This window comes from Methylomonas sp. MgM2, assembly GCF_054172045.1.
In genome coordinates, this window is the sequence record NZ_JBSYXO010000066.1 from 1 (window position 1) to 8,246 (window position 8,246).

Here is an 8,246-nt window from a genome sequence, read left to right on the forward strand (position 1 = left end):
GATCGCCGCTGCCGACTTGCAGCTTACGGCTCGCCGACTGTTCGGCTTGCTGTTTTTCCTGTTCGGCGGCCAAAAGACGTGCTTGCAAGACCGACATGGCTCTGGCGCGGTTTTTGTGTTGCGACCGTTCGTCCTGGCATTCGACTACGATGCCGGTCGGAATATGAGTGATACGGATGGCCGAATCGGTGCGGTTGACGTGCTGGCCGCCGGCACCCGAGGCGCGGTAGGTATCGACACGTAAGTCGGCGGGGTTGATTTCGACTTCGTCCACGCTGTCCACTTCCGGCATGATGGCGACGGTGCAGGCAGAGGTGTGTACGCGGCCTTGAGATTCGGTTTCCGGAACGCGTTGAACACGGTGGGTGCCCGATTCGAATTTCATTTGGGAGTAAACGTTCTGGCCGCTGAAACGCATAATGATTTCTTTATAGCCGCCATGTTCGCCACGGTTTTCGTTGATGATTTCGCTGCTCCAGCCTTGGCGTTCCGCATAGCGTTGGTACATGCGCGCTAGGTCGCCCGAGAAAATAGCCGCTTCATCGCCGCCGGTGCCGGCCCGGATTTCCAAGAAGATGTTACGGTTGTCGTTGGGGTCTTTCGGGAGCAGCAGGATTTGCAGTTCTTGTTCCAGTTCTTCGCGTTTTTCTTCGGCCGCGCCAATTTCCTCTTTGGCCATTTCCCGTAGCTCCGGGTCGCTGTCTTTCGCCATTTCCATCGCGGATTCTAAATTGCTTTCGTTATCCTGATAGGTTTTATAACAGGCGACGATGGGTTCGATTTGAGCGTATTCCTGACTCAGGCTGCGAAATTGATTCTGGTTGTTTTGTACTTCCGGTTGCGAAAGCAGGGCGGTGATCTCCTCAAAGCGGTCACCAAGGTTTTCCAGTTTGGTTTTAATCGATGGTTTCATTCAATTTACTGTAATTTAAAAATCTCGCGAGAGGCTGCAATTAAATCGTGTCGTTCGTTGGCCCCGGCTTCGCGTAATTGGGCGCAGGGCGTATGGATCAATTTATTGGTTAAAGTATGTGCCAGCCGTTGCAGTACCTCTTCGGCATTGCCGCCGTTGCTTAGTTGGGATATCGCCTTTTGCAATACCTCGTCCCGCGTGAGTTCGGCTTGTTGCCGGAAATCGCGAATGGTTTCCTGTGCACCTTGTGAGCGCAGCCATGCTAAGAAATGCTCGACTTGGGTGTCGATGATTTCTTCGGCCTGTTCGGCCGCTCGCCGGCGCGAGTCCATGTTTTGGTTGATGGTGTTTTGTAAGTCGTCGACAGTGTAAAGGTATACGTCTCGCAATTGCTCGACTTCAGCCTCGATGTCGCGCGGTACCGCTAAGTCGACCATGAATATCGGTTTATGTTTGCGTTTTTTGATCGCGCTTTCGACTCGGCCTTTACCTAAAATTGGCAGTTGCGAAGCGGTCGACGATACCACAATGTCGGCCTCGACTAAATGGTTCGGTATTTCGGATAACGCAATCGCATAGCCGTTAAATTGCATGGCAAGGGCGTGCGCTTTGTCATAGGTACGGTTGGCGATAATGATACGGCCGATGCCGTGCTGGTATAGATGCCGTGCGGTTAGCTCTATTGTTTCGCCGGCGCCGATTAGTAAGGCGGTTTGTTCGGAAAGTTTGTCGAAAATTTGTTGTGCCAGCTGGACAGCGGCAAAAGCTACCGAAACCGGGCTGGAGCCGATCGCCGTATCGGTACGAACCTTTTTTGCAGCGGAAAAGGTATGCTGAAAAAGTTTACTCAGATTTTTACCCAAAGTGCCGGCTTGGCAAGCGGCTTGATATGCCGTTTTCATTTGGCCGAGAATTTGAGGTTCGCCGAGTATCATCGAATCCAGGCCGCAAGCCACTCGGAACATATGCCGAATAGATTGGCTATCCTTATAGCTGTATAAATAGGGTGTGAATTCATTAGAATGGATTATTTTGGTCTCGGAAATCCATTTGATTAACGGCGTTTGGTCTTCGCTTTGTGTATGGCAATAAAATTCGGTGCGGTTGCAGGTCGATAAAATTGCAGCCTCGGATATATCGCGGACGCTTCGCAAATTTTTTAAGGTCTTATCGAGTATCTCGGCCGGGAATGCCAGGCGTTCCCGGATTGCAACAGGTGCCGTATTGTAATTTATCCCTAAGGCGAGAAGAGTCATTATCTATTTGGGGTGCCTATTAAAACGTACTTATTTTAAGTAATGCATTGTTTTTGTCCAAATAGAATACATTGAGTAGTCCGAATTAACGGGTTTTTCTGATAATCTATGTCGATATTTATTAAAGCGGGTCGTTTGAATTGCATGAATAAATGGATAGGTGCACTTATAGTTTGTTCCTTGTCGGGTTGCGCGATTTCTCCGGAAACGACGGCGGAAGCGGAGCCGAAAATTACTCGTCAGGAAGCTTTGGCGCCTCGGGTTAACACAAACAAGGTTATCGATGAGGAAGTGCTGTATTTGCTGATGGCCGCAGAGTTAGCCGGCCAGCGAAACCAGTACGATCTTGCGTTGGATGCTTATTTGCAGGCCGCAAAACGGGTGGATGACCCCAGAGTTGCCGAACGCGCCGTCAAAATCGGGATGTTTGTTAAGGATGAAAAGCGCACGCGGGAGGCGTTAGAAATTTGGTTGTCCAAAGAGCCGCAAAATCTGTCTGCGAGGAAGTTTGCCGCGTTGCTGGCGATAAAAGCCGGCGACCGAGATTCGGCGGTTGAGAATTTGGATATAGTCTATCTGGAGGATCCGGCAGGTTTTGAAGGCGGCATGTTGGAAATGATGAAGGCATTGGAAAAGGAAGGCCGTATGCAGTTTATCTATGAAGTGCTGGAAGATCTTAATCAACGTTACCCGGATCAAGCCGGCTTGTTGTTTCTTCAGGCGGTGGCGGCATCCGTTTTACATGACAATGAGTTGGCGCAACTGAAAATCAGCCGAGTCCTGGAATTGCAGCCGGATTGGAATAAGGCAATTATTTTTCAGGCCCAGTTGGCAGGCCGTTCCGGCGACTTGGTTAAGGCGCGTGAATATCTGGAGAAGGCTGTCAAACAAGCGCCCGACGACAGACAGTTAAGAAAAATGCTGTTGGAACTGTTGTTAAATACCGGGGATTACGATGAGGCCCTTAAGCTCTGTCAATCCGTGTTGGAAGTGGTTCCGGACGATGGAGAGACATTGTTCACGATGGCTCTAATCTATATGCAGCAAAACCAGGAAAGTAAGGCGGAAAATACCCTTGAGAAACTACTTAACGATCCGGAATGGGAGGGGCGTGCAAGTTTTTATTTAGGAAAAATCGAGTTAGATAAGCAACATCCGGAAAAGGCCTTGAAATGGTTTGAACGTGCCGAAGCCGGTGGTTTTGGCATTGAGGCGGATATGGCGGTCGTATCGCTGTTGTTAAGTCAAAAAGAGTTGGATCAGGCTGAAGCGCGAATCAAAAAAATGGATAGCAAATATCCGGATCAGCGTTTGCGCATTTTGATGGTGAAAGCGGAGCTTTATAATCAATGGGGTAAACGCAGAGAAGCATATGACGTGTTGAGTCTTGCGTTAAGAGACGCTCCGGACGAGAGAGACTTGCTTTATGCGAGGGCTTTGGTCGCCGAGCGCTTGGATAAGCTGGATGTCGTAGAATCCGATTTGCGGAAAATATTGGACAAAAACCCGGATGATGTAGCAGCGCTTAACGCACTGGGTTATACCTTGGCGGATAAAACGCAACGCTATGACGAGGCGGAGCGCTATCTCGCTAAGGCGATGAGTCTGAAGCCGGACGAAGCCGTGATTATCGATAGTTTCGGTTGGTTGCAATTTAAGAAGGGTAAGTACGAACTGGCATTGGAGTATCTTAGAAAGGCGTATGAGAAACAGCAGGAAAATGAAATTGCGGCGCATATTGCCGAGGTGTTATGGGTAATGGGTAGAGATGCGGAAGCAAAAGAATTTTTTGAGTCCGTATTTAAAAAATCTCCGGATGACGAATATTTGCTGAAATTTAAAAATCGGTTTTTATCTGCCGAACCATGATGAAGCATATTGTCGTTTTTGCGTTGCCGATTTTCCTGTTAGGTGCATGTAGTGTAACGCCTGAACGCATGGCTGAGAATTACCATTTGGCGGATATGCTGTATTTGCAGCAGCAAAGACAGTGGGGGTTACGCGGCAGATTGGCGGTAGTTAGCGAAAAGGATTCGGTTTCGGTATCGCTTGTTTGGCGCCATCTTGAGGACGATGACGATATAGAGTTAGTGGGCCCTTTGGGGCAGGGAAGGGTTAAGATCAATGTTACGCCAGGGCGGATTGTGGTCGATGACGGTGACAGTCGCGAAGTGTTTTATGGGCATGCCGACGCAGTGCTTTCCGAGCAATTGGGAATAGAGATGCCGGTAAAAGCCTTGAGGTTTTGGGTTTTGGGGGTGAATGATCCTGCGCAAGATTATGTCGAGCAAGCCGGCGGTTTTTATCAGGGGGGCTGGCTGGTGAGATATAGGGAAATGCAAAAGGTCGGCTCGGATATATTGCCGAAAAAAATGACGGTAGAAAAAGAAAAAACGAGGATAAAATTGATGGTGGATCAATGGGATTTGTCGTGACGGATTCGCCGGCTTTGGTGGCTGGGTGGGGAGAAAAATGGCCCGCTCCGGCAAAATTAAATTTGATGTTGCGGATCACGGGGCGTAAACCGGATGGTTATCATCTGCTGCAGACTGTGTTCCAAATTCTGGATCTTTGCGATTGGTTGACATTTTATCCGGTCGATGACGGTCGCGTTTCTCTAAGAAGCCCTATTCCGGGGGTGCCTGAACAGGATGATTTAACTGTTCGCGCCGCTAATTTGCTTAAGGCTTACGCGGGTTGCAAACAAGGTGTTTGTATCGATATCGAAAAAAACTTGCCCATGGGGGGCGGTTTGGGAGGTGGCAGTTCGGATGCTGCAACGACTTTGGTTGTATTAAACCATCTGTGGGGCTTGGGTCTCTCAACGCAAGAATTGATGAATTTTGGTTTGCGCTTAGGGGCGGATGTGCCTGTGTTTGTGTTCGGCCATTCAGCTTGGGGCGAGGGTGTCGGCGAGCATTTGCAGGAAATTTTATTGCCGGAACAGTGGTTTGTCATCATTAAGCCTGAGTGTCACGTTAATACCAAGGAAATTTTTTCGGCAAAAGAGTTGACAAGAGATAGTGAAATTATCAAAATAAGGGACTTTCTTGCGGGGGATGATCGCAATGACTGCACTGATGTGGTTTGTGATCTATATGAGCAAGTTAAGAAGGCTATTGGGGCGCTGTCGTTATATGGAAGAGCGAGGTTAACAGGGACGGGGGCATGTGTATTTTCGCAGTTTTCCCGTAGAGAAGACGCGGAGCGAGCCTATAGCGCTTTGCAAGGAGCTTGGTCGGTCTTTTTGGCAAAAGGCTTGAATCGGTCTTTGCTGTATGGAAAGTTGGGACAAGGATGATCTAATCAGTTTTATTGGGCTGTCGCCAAGCGGTAAGGCACGGGGTTTTGATCCCCGCATACCTAGGTTCGAATCCTAGCAGCCCAGCCATATCTCCACTTAGTAAAAATCCTCGGGAGTCCTTGAATGCGTGATGCTTCAATAATGGTATTTTCGGGTAATGCTAATAGAGCGTTGTCCGAAGGTATTGTAAGGAAGCTTAATATGCGCCTCGGCATGGCGTCGGTTGGTCGCTTCAGTGATGGTGAGATTTTTATCGAGATTGAAGAGAATGTTAGAGGACGGGACGTGTTTGTCGTTCAGCCTACTTGTTCTCCGACAAATGAAAATCTTATGGAGTTATTGGTGATGATCGATGCGCTGAGAAGGGCGTCGGCGGCAAGAATAACGGCGGTAATCCCGTATTACGGGTATGCGCGTCAAGATAGGCGGTCGCGATCGGCGAGGGTGCCGATAACTGCCCGGCTAGTAGCTGATATGATAGGTCATGCAGGGGCGGATAGGGCTCTGACGGTCGATTTGCATGCGGATCAGATTCAGGGTTTTTTCGGGATTCCGGTAGATAACGTCTATGCCTCGCCTATATTGCTGGGTGACGTTTGGCGGCAAGAGTATAAGAATTTGATTGTGGTTTCGCCGGATGTTGGCGGGGTTGTGCGGGCAAGGGCGCTTGCAAAACGGCTGGGGGATGCGGATCTGGCCATCATCGATAAGCGTAGGCCGAGGGCGAATGTGTCTGAGGTTATGCATATTATCGGTGACGTTGAAGGCAGGACTTGTGTCATGGTTGACGACTTGGTGGATACTGCCGGAACGCTCTGTCATGCTGCTTCAGCCTTGAAAAAACACGGTGCGCTAAAGGTCGTTGCCTATTGTACCCATCCGGTATTATCGGGAGCGGCGGCGGATAATGTGAGGAATTCGGTTTTGGATGAATTAGTCGTAACGGATACGATTCCTCTTACCGATGAATTGAAAACGATAGGTAAAATTAGACAGTTGAGTGTCGCTGAAATGCTGGCTGAAACGATTCGGCGGATTGCTGTCGGCGAGTCCGTTAGCTCGCTTTATGTAGATTAGTTTGTAACGAAAAGACTTGCTTGTATAAACAGGCGTTTGGAGAAAGAAATGGCTAACGTGTTTGAATTTGTTGCTGAGGCTCGAAGTGCATCTGGTAGTAGCGCGGCAAAGGCAATTCGCCGTCAAGGTAAGGTTCCGGCGGTTATGTATGGTGGCAATGCCGAGCCGGAAATGCTGGTATTGGATCATAACGAGGTCTTAAAGCATCTGGTTCATGAGGCTGTGTATTCGCATGTGCTGGATGTTAAGGTCGATGGAAAAACCGAGAAAGCTGTTTTAAAGCATATTCAACGTCATCCGGCTAAATCGCAAATCTTGCATATCGATTTTTTGCGTGTTGATGAGAGTCATAAGTTGAAGGTGCATGTACCTTTGCATTTTGTAAACGAAGCGACTGCGATCGGTGTTAAAAAAGGTGGCGTCATTAATCACGCTATGACCGACGTAGAGGTTTTATGTATGCCTTCTGTCTTGCCCGGGTATATCGAAGTGGATATGGCTAATGTGGATTTAGGGGAAATATTGCATCTTTCCGATTTGGTTTTGCCGGCGGGTGTGGAAATTCCGGAGTTGCAACAAGGAGCGGAGCACGATCATCCGGTCGTACAGGTCGCAAAATCTAAAGGCGGCGAAGTCGCTTCCGAAGATGCGGAAGGTTGACTGTCGGTTGGATGATAAAATTGATGGTTGGCCTCGGGAATCCGGGGCGGCAGTATGAAAAAACCCGGCACAACGCCGGGTTTCTTTTTTTGGATTATTTGGCCGAGGCGCATCGGGTCAAATGGTCTTCAAGCGGTCAATTTCACGGCGAAATAAGCAATATCTCCCTGGGTGATGCGAAGCTTGTTTTGCTAAAGCCTACGACTTACATGAATAGAAGTGGTTTGTCGGTCGGTAATGTCATGCGTTATTACAAATATAAGCCTGATCAACTTTTAGTGGTTCATGATGAATTGGACCTTGCCGAGGGCGTGGTTAAGATGAAGCGCGGTGGTGGGCATGCCGGGCACAATGGATTGCGGGATATCATTGCTCACTTGGGGTCGAATGATTTTTATCGATTGCGAGTTGGTATTGGAAGGCCTCGTGCGGGCGGAAATGTGGCCGACTACGTTTTGTCCGAGCCGGCGAGCCATGCTATGCGGCTATTTGAAGAGACGTTCGGCGTATTGGAGCAAAATCTAGAGGTGTTGCTTGCTGGCGACGTATCGGTTGCAAATAATAAGATTGCAGTATGAGGGACTTTAAACTTCATAAAAAAACTTGACCGATGCTGATTTTACGAGGATAATGCTCTGATTATGTGACGGAGGGGTTCCCGAGCGGCCAAAGGGATCAGACTGTAAATCTGACGGTTCCACCTTCGGAGGTTCGAATCCTCCCCCCTCCACCATTCGATTTGAGTTGGATCTGCGGGTGTAGTTCAATGGTAGAACTCCAGCCTTCCAAGCTGATCACGTGGGTTCGATTCCCATCACCCGCTCCATTTTTGGATTACGGTAATAAGGCTCATATAGCTCAGTAGGTAGAGCACTTCCTTGGTAAGGAAGAGGTCACCGGTTCAAATCCGGTTATGAGCTCCAGTTTTGACTATTTGTTCTTCTTAGGGTGTTTTCGTAATGGCTAAAGAAAAATTTGAAAGAAAAAAACCGCACGTAAACGTCGGCACAATCGGTCACGTTGACCATGGAAAAAC

Annotated in this window: 8 protein-coding genes and 4 tRNA genes; 10 read left to right on the forward strand and 2 right to left on the reverse strand. The window is 48.7% G+C overall.

Features of this window, described 5'->3' with window-relative positions; genetic code table 11:
- A partial coding sequence (prfA, locus tag ACW73I_RS22500; protein ID WP_458031750.1) for a peptide chain release factor 1 occupies window positions 1-913 on the reverse strand: 913 nt, incomplete at its 3' end.
- 5 nt (window positions 914-918) lie between these two features.
- The gene (hemA, locus tag ACW73I_RS22505) at window positions 919-2,169 is read right to left on the reverse strand and encodes a glutamyl-tRNA reductase (RefSeq protein WP_458031751.1); all 1,251 of its coding nucleotides are present in this window, start codon (window positions 2,167-2,169) and stop codon (window positions 919-921) included.
- A 108-nt stretch (window positions 2,170-2,277) separates the two neighbouring features.
- Here hemA and ACW73I_RS22510 point away from each other — a divergent pair, with 108 nt between their 5' ends.
- From ACW73I_RS22510 to ACW73I_RS22555, 10 genes are all read left to right on the forward strand, one after another.
- The gene (locus ACW73I_RS22510) at window positions 2,278-4,038 is read left to right on the forward strand and encodes a tetratricopeptide repeat protein (protein ID WP_458031752.1); all 1,761 of its coding nucleotides are present in this window, start codon (window positions 2,278-2,280) and stop codon (window positions 4,036-4,038) included.
- Window positions 4,035-4,604, forward strand: coding sequence for a lipoprotein insertase outer membrane protein LolB (gene lolB / locus ACW73I_RS22515; protein WP_458031753.1), 570 nt, complete (start codon window positions 4,035-4,037; stop codon window positions 4,602-4,604). The genes ACW73I_RS22510 and lolB overlap by 4 nt, the downstream gene beginning before the upstream one ends.
- Window positions 4,589-5,470 carry a 4-(cytidine 5'-diphospho)-2-C-methyl-D-erythritol kinase gene (gene ispE / locus ACW73I_RS22520; RefSeq protein WP_458031754.1) on the forward strand — a complete coding sequence of 294 codons (882 nt, stop codon included), beginning with the start codon at window positions 4,589-4,591 and terminating at the stop codon, window positions 5,468-5,470. The genes lolB and ispE overlap by 16 nt, the downstream gene beginning before the upstream one ends.
- 15 nt (window positions 5,471-5,485) lie before the next feature.
- Window positions 5,486-5,560, forward strand: a tRNA-Gln gene (locus tag ACW73I_RS22525).
- A gap of 36 nt (window positions 5,561-5,596) precedes the next feature.
- Entirely contained in the window at window positions 5,597-6,550 is a 954-nt protein-coding gene (locus tag ACW73I_RS22530) for a ribose-phosphate diphosphokinase (RefSeq protein WP_458031755.1), read from the forward strand.
- Window positions 6,551-6,598: 48 nt separating this feature from the next.
- Complete coding sequence (locus ACW73I_RS22535) at window positions 6,599-7,210, forward strand: 50S ribosomal protein L25/general stress protein Ctc (protein ID WP_458031756.1); 612 nt, start codon at window positions 6,599-6,601, stop codon at window positions 7,208-7,210.
- Between the two features lie 11 nt (window positions 7,211-7,221).
- Window positions 7,222-7,788: an aminoacyl-tRNA hydrolase gene (pth, locus tag ACW73I_RS22540; protein ID WP_458031757.1), complete on the forward strand. Its 567-nt coding sequence runs from the start codon at window positions 7,222-7,224 to the stop codon at window positions 7,786-7,788.
- A gap of 70 nt (window positions 7,789-7,858) precedes the next feature.
- Window positions 7,859-7,943: transfer RNA gene (locus tag ACW73I_RS22545), tRNA-Tyr, on the forward strand.
- A gap of 19 nt (window positions 7,944-7,962) precedes the next feature.
- A tRNA-Gly gene (locus ACW73I_RS22550) sits at window positions 7,963-8,036 on the forward strand.
- Between the two features lie 21 nt (window positions 8,037-8,057).
- Window positions 8,058-8,133: transfer RNA gene (locus tag ACW73I_RS22555), tRNA-Thr, on the forward strand.
- Window positions 8,134-8,246: the final 113 nt, after the last annotated feature.